Origin of the sequence: Microbacterium sp. GbtcB4 (assembly GCF_019091465.1) — a bacterium.
GTDB lineage: Bacteria > Actinomycetota > Actinomycetes > Actinomycetales > Microbacteriaceae > Microbacterium > Microbacterium paraoxydans.
On record NZ_JAGXJJ010000001.1, the window covers coordinates 98,167 to 116,119 of the forward strand.

The 17,953-nt window shown below is 71.1% G+C and carries 15 protein-coding genes; 5 read left to right on the forward strand and 10 right to left on the reverse strand.

Annotated elements, in window-relative coordinates:
• Positions 1–123: 123 nt before the first annotated feature.
• Complete coding sequence (gene purD / locus KVS71_RS00390) at positions 124–1,401, forward strand: phosphoribosylamine--glycine ligase (RefSeq protein ID WP_217582798.1); 1,278 nt, start codon at positions 124–126, stop codon at positions 1,399–1,401.
• A 73-nt stretch (positions 1,402–1,474) separates the two neighbouring features.
• Here the strand turns inward: purD and KVS71_RS00395 are convergent, their stop codons facing one another.
• The 4 genes from KVS71_RS00395 to KVS71_RS00410 form a co-directional block, all read right to left on the reverse strand.
• A complete protein-coding gene (locus KVS71_RS00395) occupies positions 1,475–2,203 on the reverse strand; it encodes an amino acid ABC transporter ATP-binding protein (RefSeq protein WP_217582800.1) in 729 nt (242 codons plus the stop codon).
• Positions 2,200–3,684: an amino acid ABC transporter substrate-binding protein/permease gene (locus KVS71_RS00400; RefSeq protein WP_217582801.1), complete on the reverse strand. Its 1,485-nt coding sequence runs from the start codon at positions 3,682–3,684 to the stop codon at positions 2,200–2,202. Before KVS71_RS00400 ends, KVS71_RS00395 begins: the two co-directional genes overlap by 4 nt.
• 148 nt (positions 3,685–3,832) lie before the next feature.
• Entirely contained in the window at positions 3,833–5,365 is a 1,533-nt protein-coding gene (locus tag KVS71_RS00405; RefSeq protein ID WP_217582813.1) for a DHA2 family efflux MFS transporter permease subunit, read from the reverse strand.
• Entirely contained in the window at positions 5,362–5,994 is a 633-nt protein-coding gene (locus KVS71_RS00410) for a PadR family transcriptional regulator (RefSeq protein WP_306304911.1), read from the reverse strand. Before KVS71_RS00410 ends, KVS71_RS00405 begins: the two co-directional genes overlap by 4 nt.
• A gap of 184 nt (positions 5,995–6,178) precedes the next feature.
• On the opposite strand from KVS71_RS00410, the gene KVS71_RS00415 reads away from it, so the two are divergent.
• Positions 6,179–7,045 (forward strand): phosphoribosylaminoimidazolesuccinocarboxamide synthase, encoded by an 867-nt coding sequence (locus tag KVS71_RS00415; protein ID WP_217582814.1) that lies wholly within the window; start codon positions 6,179–6,181, stop codon positions 7,043–7,045.
• A gap of 100 nt (positions 7,046–7,145) precedes the next feature.
• Positions 7,146–8,501, forward strand: coding sequence for a uracil-xanthine permease family protein (locus KVS71_RS00420; RefSeq protein WP_062766125.1), 1,356 nt, complete (start codon positions 7,146–7,148; stop codon positions 8,499–8,501).
• Between the two features lie 532 nt (positions 8,502–9,033).
• Here KVS71_RS00420 and KVS71_RS00425 read toward each other — a convergent pair.
• The 5 genes from KVS71_RS00425 to KVS71_RS00445 are packed head-to-tail and all read right to left on the reverse strand — an operon-like array spanning position 9,034 to position 15,141.
• Positions 9,034–10,749 carry a biotin carboxylase N-terminal domain-containing protein gene (locus tag KVS71_RS00425; RefSeq protein WP_217582817.1) on the reverse strand — a complete coding sequence of 572 codons (1,716 nt, stop codon included), beginning with the start codon at positions 10,747–10,749 and terminating at the stop codon, positions 9,034–9,036.
• Positions 10,746–12,296 (reverse strand): urea amidolyase family protein, encoded by a 1,551-nt coding sequence (locus KVS71_RS00430; protein WP_083370990.1) that lies wholly within the window; start codon positions 12,294–12,296, stop codon positions 10,746–10,748. The genes KVS71_RS00425 and KVS71_RS00430 overlap by 4 nt, the downstream gene beginning before the upstream one ends.
• Positions 12,296–13,096 (reverse strand): putative hydro-lyase, encoded by an 801-nt coding sequence (locus tag KVS71_RS00435; RefSeq protein WP_217582819.1) that lies wholly within the window; start codon positions 13,094–13,096, stop codon positions 12,296–12,298. The genes KVS71_RS00430 and KVS71_RS00435 overlap by 1 nt, the downstream gene beginning before the upstream one ends.
• Position 13,097: 1 nt before the next feature.
• Positions 13,098–13,862: a LamB/YcsF family protein gene (locus tag KVS71_RS00440; protein ID WP_060922869.1), complete on the reverse strand. Its 765-nt coding sequence runs from the start codon at positions 13,860–13,862 to the stop codon at positions 13,098–13,100.
• Position 13,863: 1 nt separating this feature from the next.
• On the reverse strand, positions 13,864–15,141 hold the full coding sequence (locus tag KVS71_RS00445; RefSeq protein ID WP_060922868.1) for an NRAMP family divalent metal transporter: 1,278 nt from the start codon (positions 15,139–15,141) through the stop codon (positions 13,864–13,866).
• Positions 15,142–15,289: 148 nt separating this feature from the next.
• Between KVS71_RS00445 and KVS71_RS00450 the strand changes: the two genes are divergently transcribed.
• Positions 15,290–15,946 (forward strand): GntR family transcriptional regulator, encoded by a 657-nt coding sequence (locus KVS71_RS00450; RefSeq protein WP_082750116.1) that lies wholly within the window; start codon positions 15,290–15,292, stop codon positions 15,944–15,946.
• A 10-nt stretch (positions 15,947–15,956) separates the two neighbouring features.
• On the opposite strand, the gene KVS71_RS00455 is transcribed toward KVS71_RS00450, so the two are convergent.
• On the reverse strand, positions 15,957–16,625 hold the full coding sequence (locus KVS71_RS00455) for a TetR/AcrR family transcriptional regulator (RefSeq protein WP_060922867.1): 669 nt from the start codon (positions 16,623–16,625) through the stop codon (positions 15,957–15,959).
• A 475-nt stretch (positions 16,626–17,100) separates the two neighbouring features.
• Between KVS71_RS00455 and KVS71_RS00460 the strand changes: the two genes are divergently transcribed.
• Complete coding sequence (locus tag KVS71_RS00460) at positions 17,101–17,910, forward strand: M57 family metalloprotease (RefSeq protein WP_217582820.1); 810 nt, start codon at positions 17,101–17,103, stop codon at positions 17,908–17,910.
• The last annotated feature ends 43 nt before the right edge of the window (positions 17,911–17,953 follow it).

Here is a 17,953-nt window from a genome sequence, read left to right on the forward strand (position 1 = left end):
CAGGAGAACCGCGGCGGATCGGTCCGGATATGCCGTCGGATCCCGGCTGCCGCGCCGATCGTCCTGAGTTGTGAACGCGGGACCGGCCGAAACCCCGCGCACGTGCCTCGATAGGCTGGACGGGTGAAGATCCTCGTCCTCGGTTCCGGTGCCCGTGAGCACGCGATCATCCTGGCGCTGCGCGCCGAGTCCACCGCGCACGAGATCCTCGTCGCCCCCGGCAACGCCGGCATCGCGCAGGACGCGACACCCGTCGCCCTCGACCCGCTCGACGGCGCCGCGGTCACCGCCTTCGCGAACGAGCACGCGATCGACCTCGTCGTCATCGGCCCGGAGGCCCCTCTCGTGGCAGGCGTCGCGGACGAGCTCCGCGGTCGCGGCATCCCCGTGTTCGGTCCGGGCAAGGCCGCCGCGCAGCTCGAGGGCTCCAAGGCCTTCGCCAAGCGCGTCATGGACGCCGCCGGTGTGCCGACGGGCCGCGCGGTCCGCGCTGCCACGGTCGGCGAGGTCGAGGCCGCGTTCGACGAGCTGGGCGCCCCCTATGTCGTCAAGGCCGATGGGCTCGCCGCGGGCAAGGGCGTCATCGTCACCTCCGACCGCGCCGAGGCCCTGGCGCACGCGGAGCAGTACCTCCCGGCCGGCCCCGTCCTCGTCGAGGAGTTCCTGTCCGGCCCCGAGGTCTCACTGTTCTTCCTCAGCGACGGCGACACCGTGCGCGCCCTCAGCCCGGCACAGGACTTCAAGCGGGCCCTCGACGGCGACGCCGGCCCCAACACCGGCGGCATGGGGGCGTACTCGCCGCTGCCCTGGCTCGCGGAGCAGTTCGGCAGCGAGCAGGCGTTCGTGGAAGAGGTCACCCGCGACGTCGCCCTCCCGGTCGTCCGGCAGCTCGACGCGGAGGGGACCCCGTTCATCGGACTCCTCTACGCCGGTCTCATCCTCACCCCGCAGGGCGTGCGCGTGATCGAGTTCAACGCGCGCTTCGGCGACCCGGAGACCCAGGTCGTGCTCCCGCGGCTGGAGACCCCGCTGTCCCAGCTCCTCTTCGCCGCCGCCTCCGGCACCCTCGAGGACCAGCCGGAGCCCGTGTTCCGCGATGAGGTCGCGATCACCGTGGTCCTGGCGAGCGAGGGGTATCCGGAGGCGCCGCAGACCGGGCGTCCGATCGAGGGTCTGGACGAGGCCGCCGCCGTGGAGGGGGTCCGCCTTGTGCACGCCGCGACCGCGAGCCCCGACGTCCCGGGGGGTTCGCTCATCGCGACGGGTGGCCGTGTGCTGAACGTCGTCGCCGTGGCCCCGGACTTCCGCACCGCCCGCGACCGCGCCTACGACGCCCTCGGCCGCATCCGCCTCGAGGGGTCCCACCACCGCACCGACATCGCTGCCCGCGTCGCTGACTGACCGTCCCCGTTGAAGTAACGCAAATGGCTGCATCCCGACCGGGAATGCAGCCATTTGAGTGACTCGAACGGGGTCAGAGGACCTTGGACAGGAAGTCCTGGAGGCGCTCGTTCTTGGGGGCGCCGAACAGGTCGGCGGGGGTGCCCTCCTCGACCACGACGCCGCCGTCCATGAAGACCGTGCGGTCGGACACCTCGCGCGCGAAGCCCATCTCGTGGGTCACGAGCACCATGGTCATGCCGCCCTCGGCGAGGTCGCGGATGACCTGCAGCACCTCGCCGACCATCTCCGGGTCGAGGGCGCTGGTGGCCTCGTCGAACAGCATGATCTCCGGGTCCATCGCGAGTGCACGGGCGATGGCCACGCGCTGCTTCTGACCGCCGGAGAGCGACGCGGGCTTCGCGTCCGCCTTCTCCGACAGGCCGACGCGCTCGAGCAGCGAGCGGGCGCGGTCGCGGGCCTCGGCCTTCGTCATGCGGCCGAGCTCGACCGGGGCGAGCGTGATGTTCTCCAGCACGGTCATGTGCGGGAACAGGTTGAAGTGCTGGAACACCATGCCGATGCGCTGGCGCACCTCGTCCAGCTTCACGCTCTTGTCGGTGAGGTCGACCCCGTCGATGATCACGTGCCCCGACGTCGGCTCCTCGAGCTTGTTGAGACAGCGCAGCAGCGTCGACTTGCCCGAGCCGGAGGGGCCGATCACGGCGATGACCTCACCGTCCTCGACCGTGAGATCGATGCCCTTGAGCACCTCGTTGTCGCCGAACGACTTGTGCAGGTTCCTGACCTCGATCTTGCTCATGCGTTGGCCTTCCTCTCCAGGCGGTTCGCGAGCAGCGTCAGCAGCGTGATCACGACGAAGTAGATGATGGCGACGATCGTCAGCACCTGCGCCGAGAGATACGTCGAGGCGATGATCTGTCGCGAGACGAACGTCAGCTCGGCGAGACCGATGACGCTGATGAGCGAGGTGTCCTTCAGCGTGATGATGCCCTGGTTCACGAACGACGGGATCATGATCCGGAACGCCTGCGGCAGCACGACCTTGCGCATCGTCTTCCAGTGGCTGAGGCCGAGCGAGCGCGACGCCTCCGCCTGACCGGGGTCGACGGCCTGGATTCCGCCGCGGATGATCTCCGTCATGTACGCACCGGTGTTCAGCGACAGGGTGATCGCACCGGCCACGAACGGGTCGAACTTGAGGTCCGGAATGAGCTGCGGGATGGCGAAGAACACGAAGAACGCCTGGATCAGGATCGGGGTCCCGCGGAAGACGTAGACGTAGGCGGTCGCGATCCAGCGGAACGGCGCGAACTTCGACAGGCGTCCGAAGCCGAAGATGATCCCGAGGATGAAGGCTGCGATCACCGCGACGATCGTGGCGAGGATGGTGAGCCACAGACCCTGCATCAGGGCCGGCCAGTACTTCACCGCGACCGAGATGATGTCGGTGGGCTGCGCCTCCTGCGCGTCGTCACGCGTCGCGAGGTAGGTGTCCACGATCTCGTCGTACGCGCCGGAGTCCTGCAGGTTGGCGAGGCCGGCGTTGAACATCTCCAGGAGCTCGGCGTTCTCGCCCTTGTTCACCGCGAAGCCGTACTCGCCACCGAGCGCCGGCTCGCCGACGAGACGGAAGCCGGACCCCTGCTGGATGCCGTAGGCGAGCACGGGGAAGTCCTCGAAGTAGCCGACGGCCTGACCCGCCTTGACCGCGTCGACCATGTCGGTCGTGTCCTGATAGGGCGTGATGCGGAAGCCGTACTCGTCGGCGTTCTCCTCGGCGAAGGTCTGCCCCTGGGTGCCGGTCTTCACCGCGACGGTCTTGCCGTCGAGGTCGTCGAGGGACTCGATGTCGCTGGACTCGAGCACGCCCAGCTGCACGCCGCTCGTGAAGTACGGGTCGCTGAAGTCGAAGGTCTGCTGGCGTTCCTCGGTGATCGACATCCCGGCCATGACGGCATCGACCTGGTTCGACTGCAGCGCCTGCACCGCGGCGTCGAAGCCGAGCTGGCGGATCTCCACGTCGAAGCCCTGGTCCTCCGCGATCGCGCGCAGGAGGTCCATGTCGATGCCGACCAGGTCGCCGGACTCGTTCGTGAACTCGAACGGCGCGAAGGTCGTGTCGGTGCCGATGACGTAGGTCTCGCCGTCGTCGGCCGCGGTGGCGGGCGCGGATCCGGCGAGCAGCGCCCCGGCGGCGACGAGCGCGGCGAGAGCGGTCGCACCGGCGGTGCGGCCGAACCGCCGCAGACGGCTCGGCGGAGAGGATGGATGGCGGCTCACGTCGAGTGCTCCTCGGGGGTTCGGAAGGGCGGCCCGGCGGCCGCCGACCATCCACCCTAACCCTGCACCTCCCGCGCACCGGAATCTCGGAGAGACGCCCGACACTGCCGGAAGCCGCGTGGATACCGGCGTGTCGGGGTCATCGCGGTCACGCCGGAGGGGTCGCGGCGACGGCCTCGTCCTTCCGATCCTGCCCACGGAGGAACAGCGAGGCGACCAGCGCGATGAGGATCACACCGGCGGGGAGCAGCAGCGTCTCGGACATGCCGGCCGCGAAGCCCTCCGCGACCTGCGGGGGCAGCGCGCCGCTGCCCGTGCCGGCCGGAGCGTCGGCCAGACCGGGGAGGTTCGCCTCCAGCCGCGACTGCATGAACGCGGCGATCGAGGCGGAGCCGATGACCGAGCCGATGGTGCGCGTGGTGTTGTAGATGCCCGCGCCGGCACCGGCCTGCCGCGGCGGCAGCTTGCGCGTGGCCGTGGTCGCCAGCGGCCCCCACATGCCCGCGTTGCCGATGCCCATCAGCGCGGACGGCAGCAGGAACATCAGGATCGGGGTGTCCATCGTGGTCAGGGCGGAGTACCAGACCAGGGCACCCGCAACGCAGAGCAGGCCGGGCACGAGGATGATGCGTGGGTCGACACGGTCCAGGATCTTCCCGGCGACCGGGGCGAGCACGCCCGACAGCACGGCCATCGGGATGAGCAGCATCGCGGCCTCGGTGGGGGTGAGGCCACGCGCCGTCTGCAGGAAGAACATCATCGGCAGCGACATGCTCGTGACTGTGAAGCCGACCGCCGCGATCGCCACGTTCGCGCCGGAGAAGTTGCGGTCGCGGAAGAGGGCGAGCGGGACGAGGGGTTCGCTGCGGGTGCGGGCCTGCTGCACGATGAAGAGCGCGAGCACCACGACGCCGGCGATGATGAGGCCCCAGACCGAGATCGGGCCCGCGATGGTCCCCCAGTCGTACTTCTCGCCCTCCTGCAGCCCGAAGACGATGAGGAACAGCGCGACGGCGCTGAGCACGACGCCGACGAGGTCGAACCGGTGCGGGTGCGTCTTCAGCTTCGGCACGAGGATCCAGGCGAGCACGAAGGCGACCACGCCGACGGGCAGGTTCACGAAGAAGATCCACGCCCAGCCGAAGCCGTCGACGAGCAGACCGCCGGCGAGCGGGCCGACGAGCGTGGCCACGCCGGCCGTGGCACCCCAGAGGCCCATCGCCGCCCCGCGGCGGTTCGGCGGGAACGTGCGGGTGATCACGGCCATGGTCTGCGGGGTCATCAACGCGGCGCCGAGCCCCTGGACCGCGCGGGCCGCGATCAGGCCCTCGAGCGTCGTCGAAAGTCCGCACCAGAGCGAGGCGAGGGTGAAGACCGCGAGCCCGATGAGGTAGATGTTCTTCGGCCCGAAGCGGTCGCCGAGGCGCCCGGTGATGAGCAGCGGCACCGCGTAGGCGAGCAGGTAGGCGCTGGTGACCCACACGACGTTGTCGAGGTTGTTCGTGTCGGGGTCGAGGGCGGCCTTGATCGCCGGGTTCGCGACGGAGACGATCGTGGTATCGACGAGGATCATGAAGAACCCGATGACGAGCGCCCAGAGCGCGGGCCACGGACTCTTCGGCGCGTGACCGGCGGCGAAGGGCCCCGTCTCGGGCCCCGAGGTCTGACGGGAATCGGTCATTGCTGTGCAGCCTTTCGCTGGGCGCGGTAGCGGTCGGTGTCGTCGAAGGCGTCGGGGCCCCAGCGGAGCTCGTCGCCGTCGAGGCGGGTGAGGAGGGAGTCGAGCCAGCGGAGCTCGGCGTCGAGCAGCGCCTCCTGCCGTTCGATCTCGACGAGGACCTGCGGCGGGACGCCCTTGGCGCGGGCGGAGGCGAGGCCGTCGTGGTGCAGCGCGTACGAGGCGACGAGGGCCTCCCGTCGCTCCTGCAGCAGCGCGACGGCGTCGTCGCGGTCGAGGTTGTGCGACTCGGCGAGCGCGACGCGGGCGTCGGTCTCGCGGTCGATGCGGGGGAGGGCACGACGCACCCAGGCGACCACCGCCTCCCGGCCGGCGTCGGTGAGGGTGTAGGTCGTCCGCTCCGGTCGGTTGCCCTCGCGATCCGTGCCGACCTCGTCGAGCAGACCGGCACGCTGGAGCCGGGCGACCGTGTGGTAGAGCGTGCCGTTGGTGACGGTGATGAGGCGGTCGTCGTGACGCGCGCGGAGCAGGCGCACCATCTCGTACGGGTGCATGTCGCTCTCGCGGAGCAGCGCGAGCACCATCACCCCGAGCGGCGTGAGTCCCGCCACCACATCCCCGCTCTTCCCCACGCCTCTCCCCCGATCTGCTGTCGCCCCAGCTAAATAGTCCACATGGACTATACACCCGCCCCTCCCCCGACGAGACCCCGGTTTTCCGGCGAGACCCCGGGGTCCCGACGCACTCACCCCGGGGTCTCGACGCGAACACGGGGCCTCGGCGCGGAAGAGGACGCATCACCGGGATAATGGGCGGGTGAGCACACCAACCGCGCAGGCCATCCCCGGGTGGCGACACCTCTACTCCGGAAAGGTCCGCGACCTCTACGCCTCGGAGGACCCGGCCGACACCCGCATCCTCGTCGTCGCGTCCGACCGGGTGAGCGCCTTCGACGTCGTGCTCTCCCCCGGCATCACCGACAAGGGCGCTCTGCTGACGCGCCTCAGCCGCTGGTGGTTCGCCCAGCTCGACGTGCCGAACCACCTCACGGACGGCGACCTGCCGGAGGAGGTTGCGGATCGCGCCATGCTCGCCCAGTCGCTCGAGATGCTGCCGATCGAGTGCGTCGTGCGCGGGTACATCACCGGCTCCGGCTGGGCCGAGTACCAGGAGCACGGCACCGTGTGCGGCATCGCCCTGCCGGCAGGCCTGCAGAACGGCGACCGCCTGCCCGAGCCGCTGTTCACCCCGGCCTACAAGGCGCCGATGGGCGAACACGACGAGAACATCACGTTCGACCGCGTCGTCGAGCTCGTCGGGGCGGACCGGGCGGCCGAGCTCCGCGACGCCTCGCTCGCGATCTACCGTCGTGCCGCGGCCATCGCCGAGGAGAAGGGGCTCATCCTCGCCGACACGAAGTTCGAGTTCGGGACCGACGCCGACGGCATCCTCCGCCTCGCCGACGAGGTCCTCACGAGCGACTCCTCCCGGTATTGGGACGCCGAGGCCTGGCGCACGGGGTCGACCCCGGCGGAGCGGATGGCGAGCTTCGACAAGCAGATCGTGCGCGACTGGCTCGCGGCGAACTGGGACAAGCAGGGCGAGCCCCCCGTGCTGCCCGAGGAGGTCGCGGCTCGGACGGCCGCCCGGTACCGGGAGCTCATCGACCGCCTCGGCGCCTGACGTCGCGCTCCCCGCGGCCGCGGGACGCACAGGGAAAACTCAGGAATCGGTAGTGTTGCTCCAGCACTCCGCCCCCGATCCCGAACCCTGAGGAGCCCGCATGGCTTTGTGGAAGCTGCACGGAAACGGCCGCACCGTCGAGCCCGGCGCCGTCGTCACCCCCGAGGAACGTCTGTCCTGGCCCGCGACCATCGCCATCGGCGCGCAGCACGTCGTCGCGATGTTCGGCGCCACGTTCCTCGTGCCGACGCTCACCGGCTTCCCGGTGTCGACGACCCTGCTCTTCAGCGGCATCGGCACGCTGCTCTTCCTCCTCATCACGAAGAACCAGCTGCCGAGCTACCTCGGCTCCTCGTTCGCCTTCATCGCCCCCATCACCGCGGCCGTCGCGGCGGGCGGCACCGGCTCCGCCCTCGCGGGCGTGGTCGCCGTGGGCGTGCTCCTCGCGGTCGTCGGTCTCGTCGTGCAGTTCGTCGGCCTCCGCTGGGTCGACGCCCTGATGCCCCCGGTCGTCGCCGGTGCCATCGTCGCGCTGATCGGCTTCAACCTCGCCCCCACCGCCTGGAGCAACTTCGCGCTCGACCCCGTGACCGCCACGATCACCCTCGTCGCGATCATCCTCTTCGCCGTGCTCTTCCGGGGCTTCCTCGGCCGGATCTCGATCTTCCTCGGCGTCGCCGTCGGCTTCATCTGGGCCGCCTTCAACGGCTCGTTCGAGGTGCCCAACCCGCTCCGTGGCGACAAGACCCCCGCCGAGCTCATCGCGGACGCCCCGTGGATCGGCCTCCCGCACTTCCAGTTCCCGGACTTCGTCGAGCCAGGCACCTGGTCGACCATCGCGATGTTCCTGCCCGTCGTGCTCGTGCTCATCGCGGAGAACGTCGGTCACGTGCGCGGCGTCGCGACCATGACCGAGGACCCCGCGATCAACCGCCACACCGGTCGCGCCCTCATCGCCGACGGTGTCGCCACGACCATCGCCGGTGGCTTCGGCGGCTCGGGCACCACGACCTACGGCGAGAACATCGGTGTCATGGCCGCGACCCGTGTGTACTCCACCGCCGTGTACTGGGTGGCGGGTCTGTTCGCGATCCTCCTCGCGTTCTCCCCCAAGGTCGGCGAGGTGTTCAACTCGATCCCCGCGGGCGTGCTCGGCGGTGCGACGACGGCGCTCTACGGCCTCATCGGCATCATCGGCATCAAGATCTGGGTGGACAGCCGGGTCGACTTCTCGCGTCCGGTCAACCAGTACACCGCAGCGGTCTCGCTCGTGATCGGCATCGCCGGGTTCACGATGCAGCTCGGCGACTTCGCCTTCGGCGGGATCGTGCTCGGGACGGTCGCGGCGCTGCTGATCTATCACCTGGGCAACCTCATCGCCCGCGCGCGCAAGACGGGTGCCGACGACCCGAAGCCTCTCGAGCCCGTCGGCCCTCTCGGCGGCGACCCCGCGTAACGCTCACATGCGGGACGGGTTTCGCCCCTCCCGCACCCCGCGGAGGCCCGCTTTCGCACTCGCACCCGGTGCCGGAAGGGGGCGCGCTCCCGAGGCATTCACGGTCCGGATGGAAAACGCCCCCCTCTCACGACGAGGGGGCGTTTTCGCACTCGCTCGGCCTTGGTCGCCGCGTCGCGTGCGGGATCGAAATGGGGCCTTCCGGGTCTCCGGAAGGTGCACTTTCGCACTCTCCAGACAGGAACGTCCCGGCCCGCGCGGTGTCCGCGGGTCCGGCCCCTACGGTGCAGGGTCGAAAAGGGCCGCCCCCGGCGGGCGGGAGGGGCGTATTCGCACTCGCACGCGGGGGACGTCCCCCGGTCGGAGCGCGCGGGATCGAAAACGGGCGTGCCTGGCGGGCGGGAGGACCGTATTCGCACTCTCACGCGGGGGGCGCTGGCGGGATCAAAGCGTGCGGGATCGGAAAGGGGCGTCTGAGGGGTGCGGGAGGGGTGTTTTTGCACTCCGCACGCGGAGGGAGACCGGGCGGGGGTCAGGCGATCGTGGCGAGGAGGGCGTCGGCGGAGAGGGTCGCGCCGGTGTCCGCGCGCGGGGTGAGCGTGCCGGCGCGGTGCGCGGTGACCGTGGTCTCCATCTTCATCGCGTCGAGCACGGCCACCGGGTCTCCCTCGGCCACCTCGGCCCCGTCGTCGACGAGCCAGCGGACGAGCGTGCCCGGCGCGGGGACCCGCAGCTCGGAGGGATCCGCTGAGGACACGGGGGCCGCGACCTCTCCCGCCGGACGGCCGATGCCGGCCAGCAGTTCTGCGGGCAGACCGAGCATCACGCGGCGGCCGTCGATCTCCACCGAGAACCGCTGCAGTCCGGACACCGGAGCGACCGCGGGCCGAGGCTGCGCCTCCAGGGCCGGGAGCAGCACGGTCTCGATCCACTGGGTGTGCACGGCGAAGGTCGCGGTCGCGAACGCGGGGTCGTCGATGGCGCGGAGGTCGAACGGGATCACGGTCGCCGGACCCTCGACCGCGAGCTCCCGCAGCGCCCGACGCGCACGGACGAGAGCCGCGTCCCGGGTGTCCGCGTGCACGATGAGCTTCGCGATCATCGAGTCGAACGCGGGCTGCACGGTGTCTCCGGCCTCGATGCCGCTGTCCCACCGCACGCCGGGTCCACCGGGGATGCGCAGACCGTCCACCCGTCCGGGGCTGGGCAGGAACCCACGGCCGGGGTCTTCGGCGTTGATGCGGAACTCGAACGCGTGCCCGGTCGGCGCCGGGGTCTCGGTGAACGACGGCCCCTCGCCGAACGCGATACGGAATTGCTCGCGGACGAGGTCGGTCCCGGTCACCTCCTCGGTCACGGGGTGCTCCACCTGCAACCGGGTGTTCACCTCGAGGAAGGAGATCGTGCCGTCCGCGGCGAGGAGGAATTCGACCGTGCCGGCGCCGCGGTACTGCACCTCGGCGCAGATCGCGCGCGCCGCGTCGTGGAACGCCGTCCGCTGCGCCTCCGTGAGACCGGGCGCGGGCGCCTCCTCGATGAGCTTCTGGTTGCGGCGCTGCATCGAGCAGTCGCGGTCGCCCACGACGACCACGCCGCCGCGCCCGTCGCCGAGCACCTGCACCTCGATGTGCCGCGGGCTCTCCAGGAAGCGCTCCACGAAGCACTCCCCGCGGCCGAACGCGGCGGTCGCCTCGCGGGTGGCCGCGTCGAACGCGTCGGCGACCTCCGACAGCTCGCGGACGACCTTGAGCCCGCGACCTCCGCCGCCGAACGCGGCCTTGATCGCGATGGGTAGACCGTGCTCCTCGGCGAACGCCACCGCCTCCTGCGGTCCGGACAGCGGCTGATCCGTGCCCGCGGCGAGCGGAGCCCCGACGCGCTGCGCGATCCGGCGCGCGGTCATCTTGTCACCGAGCGCGTCGATGCTCTCCGGGGAGGGCCCGATCCAGACGAGTCCGGCGTCCTCGACGGCCCGCGCGAAGGCGGCGCTCTCGGACAGGAAGCCGTAGCCGGGGTGCACGGCGTCGGCGCCGCTGCGGCGAGCCGCGTCGATCAGCGCCTCGATGGACAGGTATGTCGTCGCCGCGGTGTCGCCGCCCAGGCCGATCGCCTCGTCCGCGAGCCGCACGTGCAGGGCATCCGCGTCCTGATCGGCGTAGACGGCGACCGACGTGTAGCCGGCCTCGGCGCACGCACGGATCACGCGGACCGCGATCTCGCCGCGGTTGGCGATCAGCACAGTGGTCATGAGGTCTCCTTGACGGTGAAACGCACCCGCACGCCCGGCGGAAGCTGGGCGGCGAGATCGAGGCTGCGGTCGGTGAGGGCACCGATGATGGGGTAGCCGCCGGTGAGCGGATGATCGGGGAGGAAGAGCACGGGCTGGCCGTCCGGCGGCACCTGGATAGCCCCGGTCACGGCGCCTTCGCTCGGCAGCTCACCGCCGACCTCGCGTTCCAGGGGCACGTCGCCGTGCAGGCGGATGCCCACACGGTCGGAGCGCGGCGTGACCGTCCACTCCTGCGCGGTGAGCGCGTCGATGCCGGCGGCCGTGAACCAGTCGTCGCGCGGGCCGAGCGTGATCTCCAGCGCGACCAGCTCCCCGGCTGCGGGAAGGGGGCGCGGCACCGGGTCCGGCTCGACGGCGGCCACCGCGGCAGCCCCGATCGGAAGGAGATCGCCCGCGGTCAGCGGCGCCGGGCCCAGTCCGGCGAGCGTGTCGGTCGCGCGGCTGTCGAGCGCCGCGGCCGGAGCGAGACCGCCGCGGACGGCGATCACGGACCGGAGTCCGCGCTCCGGGTGCCCCAGCGTGAGCTCGTCGCCGTCAACGGTCGCGAACGGCACGCCGGGGAGAAGCGTGCGCTTCGTGCCGTCGGCGTCGGTGAGCGTGAGCGTGCCCGTGGCCCCGGTGACGGCGGCCACACCCGCGCCGTGGAAGCGCAGCACGGCCCCGCCGACGCTCTCCAGCACGGCTGCGGCAGGCACGTTCCCCACCGCCCGGTTCGCCGCATGCATCGCGACGCGATCGGCGACGCCGGAGGCCGAGACGCCCAGCGCCGCGAAGCCGGGGCGACCCGCGTCCTGCACGAGGAGCTGCAGCGACGGTCGCACGACCTCGACCGCCGGACCGTCCTCACGGCGGTCGATGCGCGTCGCGGCGGCCGATGCCGGCGACGCCGCGACCGACTCCCGCTCCGCACGCACGAAGCGCACGCGGCGACCCGGCGCGAGCAGCGCCGGCGGGTCCCGGTCGATGTCCCACATCTCCAGGGCGGTCCGGCCGATGAGCTGCCAGCCGCCGGGGCTCTCCCGCGGGTACACGCCGCTGAACGCCCCGGCGAGCGCGACGGAGCCGGCGGGCACCCGGGTGCGGGGCGACGACCGCCGCGGCACGTCGAAGAGGGGGTCGCCGCTCACGGCATAGCCGAAGCCGGGAGCGAAGCCGGAGAAGGCCACCCGCCAGTCGGCGGCGAGGTGACGGGCCACCAGCTCCTCCGCCGAGACGTCGAGGAGCGCGGCCGCCTCGTCCAGATCCTCCCCGTCGTAGCGGACCGGGATGGTGACCTCGCCCGCATCGGGCAGCGCCGCGGCGTCGACCTCGGTCGCGGCCAGCACCTCGGCGAGCGCGGCGGCCGAGGTGCGGTGCGGATCGAAGCGCACGAGCACCGTGCGGGCGCCGGGGATGCGCTCGAGCACGCCGGGCACGTCGCTCCACGCGAGGTTCAGCCGCATAGCCTGCTCGAGGTCGTCCGCCTCGACGAGCAGCGCGCTGTCGGAGGCCGTGAGGATGCGCATCAGACCCGGTACTCCGCATCCGGCACATCGGTGACGAACATGTAGCCCGGGGCGTGGGTGACCGCGAACGGCGGCTTCGACGCCATGATCGCCGCCTGCGGGGTCACGCCGCACGCCCAGAACACGGGGATCTCGCCGGGGCGGATCTCGGGGGCGTCCCCGAAGTCCGGCGCCATCACATCGGCGATACCGAGCGACGCCGGGTCGCCGATGTGCACGGGCGCACCGTGCACGGCCGGGGTGCGCCCGGAGATCTGCACGGCATCGGCCACGCGGTCCGCGGGGATCGGACGCATCGAGACCACCATCTCGCCGCGCAGCCGTCCGGCCGGGGTGCAGTCCACCGCCGTGCGGTACATCGGCACGTTACGCCCGAGCTCCTGATGACGGATCGGGATCCCGGCCTCGACGAGACCCGTCTCGAACGTGAAGCTGCAGCCGATGAGGAAGGCGACGAGGTCGGGATGCTCGTCCCACGCCGCCGTCGCGTCGGACACCTCCTCCACGAGCGCGCCGTCCCGCCAGATGCGGTACCGCCCGATATCGGTGCGGATGTCGCTGCCCGGCGCGAGCCGCGACTCCACCTCCCCCTGCTCGATCACCTCGAGGACGGGGCAGGGCTTCGGGTTGCGCTGCGCGTAGAGGAGGGTCTCGAAGGCCCAGTCCGCGGGCACCGCGATGAGGTTCGCCTGGGTCAGCCCCGGGGCGGCGCCGCTGGTCGGCGCGGAGTGGCCGGCCCGGTGCGCCACACGGGCGGCCCGGGCGTCGGCGAGCTGTGCGGGAGTCGCGAGCACGGCCATGTCAGACTCCGGCGAACGGGGCGATGGTGATGCCCTCCGCCTGCAGCAGGCGCTTCGTCTCCGCGGCCATCGCGACCGAGCCGGGGCTGTCGCCGTGCACGCAGATCGACTGCGCGGACACGGCCACGTCGGTGCCGTCGATCGCCCGGATCACGCCGTCCGCGGCCAGGCGCACCATCCGCTCGGCCACCGCGGTGGGGTCGTGCAGCACGGCCCCCTCCTCGGTGCGCGAGACGAGCTGACCGTCCGGCTGGTACGCGCGATCCGCGAAGGCCTCCGCGGCGACCGCGAGTCCGGCCCGCTCGGCGACGTCGAGCACGACGCCGCCGGCGAGACCGAGCAGCACGAGCGAGGGGTCGACCGCCTTGATGGCCGCCACGACGTCCTTCGACTGCCGCTCGTCGCGGGCGATGGTGTTGTAGAGCGCCCCGTGCGGCTTGACGTAGGAGACCCGCCCGCCGACCGCCGCGGTGAGCCCGAGGAGAGCACCGAGCTGGTACTCCACGTGCGCCTGCAGCGTGGCCGAGTCGATGTCGACCTTCGTGCGCCCGAAGTTCTCGTAGTCGCGGTACCCGGGGTGGGCGCCGATCACGACGCCGCCGGCGACGGCCGCGGCCAGGGTCTCGCGGATCCCCTCCGGGCTGCCCGCGTGGAACCCGCACGACACGTTCGCACTCGTGACGATCTCGAGCATGCTCGCGTCGTCGCTGACGATCCGGTCGGGGACGTTCTCGCCGAGGTCCGAGTTCAGGTCGATGGTCGCCATGTCACGCTCCGATTCCGAGGAAGGCGAAGATGGGGCCGATCGAGACGGCGCCCATGTACCAGGTGAGCGCGGTCACGACGGTGCCCGCGATGAGCAGCCACATCGGGTACTTCCGGTCGCCGAGCAGGTCGCGGCGGAACCAGCCGATGTACATGAACACCGTGAGGCCGATGGGGAGGATCAGGCCGTTGAAGCCGCCGACGAAGACGAGGATCGCGGCCGGGGCCGTGCCGATCGCCAGGTAGACCGCCAGCGACACGACGATGAACGCGACGGTGGCGAGCTGCAGCGGCCAGCCGCCGCGGAGCTTGGCGGTGAACGTCGAGAGGAACGTCGCCGAGGTGTACGCGGCACCGATGACCGAGCTGATCGCGGCGGCCCAGAAGATCGCGCCGAAGACCCGGAGCCCCGCGTCGCCGAGCACCGCACCGAACGCCTGCCCGGCCGGGTTCGCGGCCTGCGAGGAGAGGTCGAGCGCCACGCCGGAGGCCACCACACCGAGGATCGCGAGGAACAGCACGTAGCGCATGATGCCGGTCACGAGGATGCCGTTGGCGGCGGCGCGCATGACGGGCTTCGCGTACTGCGGGCCCACGTGGCCGGAGTCGAGGTAGCGGTGAGCGCCGGAGTAGGTGATGTAGCCGCCGACCGTGCCGCCGACGATCGTGGTGATGGTGGCGAAGTTGAGCTGGTCGGGCACGAAGGTCTGGCGCAGGGCGTCGCCGACCGGCGGCTGGGCGATGAACGCGACCACGAGGGTCATCACGATCATCCCGATGCCGAGGACGATCAGCACGATGTCCATCACCTTGCCGGCCTTCTTCACGAGGAAGATGATGATCGCGAGGGCCGCCGTGAGCGCGCCGCCGAGTTTCGGGTCGAGCCCCAGGAGGGCGTTCAGACCCAGGCCGCCACCGGCGATGTTGCCGATGTTGAACGCGAGTCCGCCGATGACGACGAGGACGGCGATGACGTGGCCGGAGAACGGGATGGCGCTGTTGGCGAGCTCGCCGGCCCGCTTGCCGGACGAGGTGATCATGCGCCAGATGTTCAGCTGCACCGCGATGTCGACGAGGATCGACACGAGGATGGCGAACGCGAAGGCGGCGCCCATTTGGGCCGTGAACGTCGCGGTCTGGGTGATGAAGCCGGGGCCGATGGCGCTCGTGGCCATGAGGAAGATGGCGCCGATGACGGCACTGCGGCCGGCGCGCTTCTTCGCGTGGGCGGCGCGGGCTTCGTCCTCGGGGGTGAGGGCGGGGGCGGACTGCTCGGACATAGGGGGGTCCCATCGTCGTTGGTGGGTGTCGGGTGACCCCCAGTGTAGAACGGACAGAACCCGATTGTTCAACAATTATGTTTCCGTCGTGCTACAGCGCGATTGCTTTTCGGTAATGATCGGCGTGATGCCGCCCTACGATGAAGGCATGAACCAGCAGGGCCCGCTCGCCGACGTGCTCCGTCAGCGCATCATCGACGGCGACGTCGCCCCGGGCTCCCGGCTGTCCGAATCGGCTCTGGCCGAGCGCTTCGACGTGTCGCGCAACACCCTGCGCGAGGCGTTCCGGGTGCTCGCGGAACAGGGCCTCGTCGAGCACATCCCGCACCGCGGCGTCTCGGTCGCCTCTCCCTCGATCGCCGACGTCATCGACATCTACCGCGCCCGCCGGGTCATCGAGTGCACGGCTCTGCGGCAGTCCGAGCCCGAGCATCCCGCCGTCCAGCGCATGACCGACGCGGTCGCCGCGGCCGAGGCCGCCGTGGCCGGGGTCTCGGCAGACGACACGTCCGCCTGGCGCGCGGTCGGCAGCGCGAACATGGCCTTCCACGTCGCCCTCGTCGATCTCGCCGACAGCCCTCGTCTCGCCCGCACCTACCGGAACGTCGCGGCGGAGCTGCGGCTCGCTTTCCTCAAGATCGACGACCCCCGCGCCCTGCACGAGCCGTTCGTCCGGAAGAACCGCGCCGTCCTCGACACGTTCCTCACCCGCGGCGCGGAGGCCGGCGCAGCCGAGTTGGAGCGGTACCTCGTGCAGTCGGAGCGGGTCGTGCTCGGCGCGTTCGCGCGGATGCAGCTCGACTGAACGCGGCGACTCAGGACGCGTCGGTCCGCAGCGCCGCCGTGGCGCGGGGTCGGGGTTCGCCCCGGGGCGAGGCCGGCAGCCCAGGCAACGCGGCGGTCGGCTCCGGGAGACCGTACCGGCGGTGCAGCCAGCGCCGCGCGTCCTCGAGCGGATACGTGTCGCCGAAGACGCAGTACTTCACGAACACCCCCTCCAGGGTGCTGCGGAGCATGACCTCCTCCAGGGCCGGGTCCTCGGCGCCTCGGGCGCGGAAGACGGCGCGCACGGCATCCTCCGCGGCCGCCGCACCCTCGGCGTAGCGCTGCTCCGACTCCGCGAACAGCCGATGGGTGAGCGGCTGCTGCTGCATGGCGAGCACCGCGCGCTGCAGAGGCATCGCGAAGGCGGTCGCCCCGATCGCCCCGTCGATGATCGCGGCCAGCATCTCGTCGGGCGTGCCCTCGACCTGCGCGAAGGCCAGGACCGTCTCGAACCAGCGGTCGATCACCGCGCCGACGAGCTGGTCCTTGCCGCCGAAGTGGTAGTTCACCAGCCCCTGGGCGACTCCGGCGCGACGCGTGATCTCGGCGATGCCCGCCCCGGCGACGCCGCGTTCGCTGAACACCTCGATCGCCGCCTGGAGGATGTTCTCCCTGGCGCGCTCTCGCGCCAGACGATTCTGCGCATCCGATCGCGCCATGCGGTGTCCACCTCCCGGGTCGTCCGGCGGAATTCCCTCACGGGCCGTCTCGGGATAGATTAATCACTGAATGCTCGTTCAACCTATGGAGGGTGCGAGCACTCGCGGCGCGGGGGTTCGCCGCAGCGGGCCACGGACGCGTCTCACGCCGATGGAGGGGGTGGCGGAGACGCGTCCGTGGTCATCCTCGACCTCCGGCCTACGACGAGGGACCGACGACCAGGCCCGGTCGTCGACCGCCGGTGCCGACGTCCGGCCGAGCCGTGGCGACACCTTCGACGGCGACCGATCCAGCCGATTCCTGACCTGAGTGCAGAAAGCGGGCGACGGGCCGTGTCGCGCCTTGACCCCGTCGAAATCGCGCGGTTAGCGTGAGCGGGCTTCGGCCCCTCGGTGGCAGCGATGCTCACCGTTCCGGCCGGAGTCCGCTCGCTCACCGGGCGCGCGGCACCGCTCAGATCGAAGAGGATCTTCCATGCGATTCACCAGAAAACTCGCGCTCGCCGCCACCGCGGCGGCCGCGCTCAGCCTCAGCGCGGTCATCCCCGCCACGGCCGCGTCCCCCGACGACTCCGCGCCCTCGTACCAGGAGTTCGCGGCGTCGACCTATCGGGACGTCGACGGCGCCTACGTCGTCAACGGCGATGAGGTGATCTCGAACAAGAAGGAGCTGCGCGCGTTCTACGACCGGCTCGTCGCCCCCGAGACCCTCAACGATGGCCTCATCGTCAACACGGTCAACAACATCGATGACAAGTGGTCGGCCTCACAGGTGGCCAACCTCACCTACTGCGTGAGCACGAAGTTCGGCAGCCGGCACGCCGACGTCGTCCGGGCGATGGAGGGCGGCGCGGCGCTCTGGGAGTCCGCGTCTTCGAAGGTCGACTTCCGCTACGTGAGCAGCGCCGACGCCAACTGCACCACGCGGAACAACGCCGTCGTCTTCTCCGTCGAGCCGGTGGCCACGACGCAGTACATCGCCCGCGCCTTCTTCCCCAGCACGCCGGCCCGCCAGCAGAACGTCCTCATCGACGACTCGATCTGGAGCGCCGGAGCGTGGACCCCGACGAACGTGCTCGGCCATGAGCTCGGCCACGTCCTCGGCTTCCGCCACGAGCACACCCGCCCGGAGGCGGGCACCTGCTTCGAGGACAACAACTGGCGTCCGCTCACGCCGTACGACTCGTCGTCGATCATGCACTACCCGCAGTGCAACGGCAGCTCGGCCGATCTGTCGATGACCAGCGTCGACCGCAGCGGCGTCGTCTCGCTCTACGGGAACTGACGCCCTCGTCAGACGCGCTCCGGCACCACCGAGGCCCGGTCGT

What these genes read in the sequence shown, in the direction of transcription:
- KVS71_RS00430 (WP_083370990.1), bottom strand. Translation starts at nt 12,296, where the DNA reads ATGCGCATCCTCACGGCCTCCGACAGCGCGCTGCTCGTCGAGGCGGAC.
- KVS71_RS00420 (WP_062766125.1), top strand. Translation starts at nt 7,146, where the DNA reads ATGGCTTTGTGGAAGCTGCACGGAAACGGCCGCACCGTCGAGCCCGGC.
- KVS71_RS00445 (WP_060922868.1), bottom strand. Translation starts at nt 15,141, where the DNA reads ATGTCCGAGCAGTCCGCCCCCGCCCTCACCCCCGAGGACGAAGCCCGC.
- KVS71_RS00440 (WP_060922869.1), bottom strand. Translation starts at nt 13,862, where the DNA reads ATGGCGACCATCGACCTGAACTCGGACCTCGGCGAGAACGTCCCCGAC.
- KVS71_RS00405 (WP_217582813.1), bottom strand. Translation starts at nt 5,365, where the DNA reads ATGACCGATTCCCGTCAGACCTCGGGGCCCGAGACGGGGCCCTTCGCC.
- KVS71_RS00460 (WP_217582820.1), top strand. Translation starts at nt 17,101, where the DNA reads ATGCGATTCACCAGAAAACTCGCGCTCGCCGCCACCGCGGCGGCCGCG.
- KVS71_RS00435 (WP_217582819.1), bottom strand. Translation starts at nt 13,096, where the DNA reads ATGGCCGTGCTCGCGACTCCCGCACAGCTCGCCGACGCCCGGGCCGCC.
- KVS71_RS00450 (WP_082750116.1), top strand. Translation starts at nt 15,290, where the DNA reads ATGAACCAGCAGGGCCCGCTCGCCGACGTGCTCCGTCAGCGCATCATC.
- KVS71_RS00425 (WP_217582817.1), bottom strand. Translation starts at nt 10,749, where the DNA reads ATGACCACTGTGCTGATCGCCAACCGCGGCGAGATCGCGGTCCGCGTG.
- KVS71_RS00395 (WP_217582800.1), bottom strand. Translation starts at nt 2,203, where the DNA reads ATGAGCAAGATCGAGGTCAGGAACCTGCACAAGTCGTTCGGCGACAAC.
- KVS71_RS00455 (WP_060922867.1), bottom strand. Translation starts at nt 16,625, where the DNA reads ATGGCGCGATCGGATGCGCAGAATCGTCTGGCGCGAGAGCGCGCCAGG.